Below are 746 nucleotides of genomic sequence, written 5' to 3' on the forward strand. Positions count from 1 at the left end.
TGGTCATTTCGCGGCTTTCGTTTTCCGCCTTTTCACGCTGCACATAGGTATCGGAGGTACCGATAGCCCAGCGGCCAGTGTGGGTCAGCGCGAAAGATTCACGGTTATGGTCACTAAAGCTGTCGGTACAGCCACCGCGACAACCGGTGGACGCAGCGCTACGCCCCATCAGCCCCTGGCGGCTGTCCTGGGTACGGGTCGCCTCCACGGAGAAATCATGATTATCCGTGGGCGTCAGGCTTAATTTCGCAGTCAGGTTGCGCAGGTCTTTCTGTTCGTAGCCATCCACAAACAGGTCTTCCTGGCGATTATAAAAACCGCCATAGACTTGCAGGCCGAGCAGGTCTTCTTTCAAGGGGCCGCTCAGGCTGAAGTTGCCCTGCTGGCTATCGCCGGAGCGCGAATCATCCTGGATGATGGCGTCCAGCTGTACAGAACCGCCCCACTCTTTCTCAACCTTGCGGGTAATAATGTTGACCACCCCGCCCATGGCATCAGAGCCATACAGGGTGGACATGGGACCACGCACCACTTCGATACGCTCAATGCTCTGCAGCGGCGGCAGCCAGCTCTGCTCGAACCCGGCGCTGCCGTTGGGACGGCTTTCCCGGGTGGACACCGGCTTGCCGTCGACCATGATCAGGGTGTACGAGGACGGCATGCCGCGAATCACGATATCGTTACCGCGATCACCGGAACCACCACCGGTGACAATCACGCCCGGGACATCACGCAAGGCGTCCGTG

Annotated in this window: 1 protein-coding gene; it reads right to left on the reverse strand. The window is 59.4% G+C overall.

All coding sequences use genetic code 11. The features are described 5' to 3' along the window. Nucleotides 1-746: TonB-dependent receptor plug domain-containing protein (locus A3754_RS03695; RefSeq protein WP_156496755.1), on the reverse strand; the 746-nt coding region annotated here is incomplete at both ends.

Source organism: Alcanivorax sp. HI0083, from assembly GCF_001635175.1.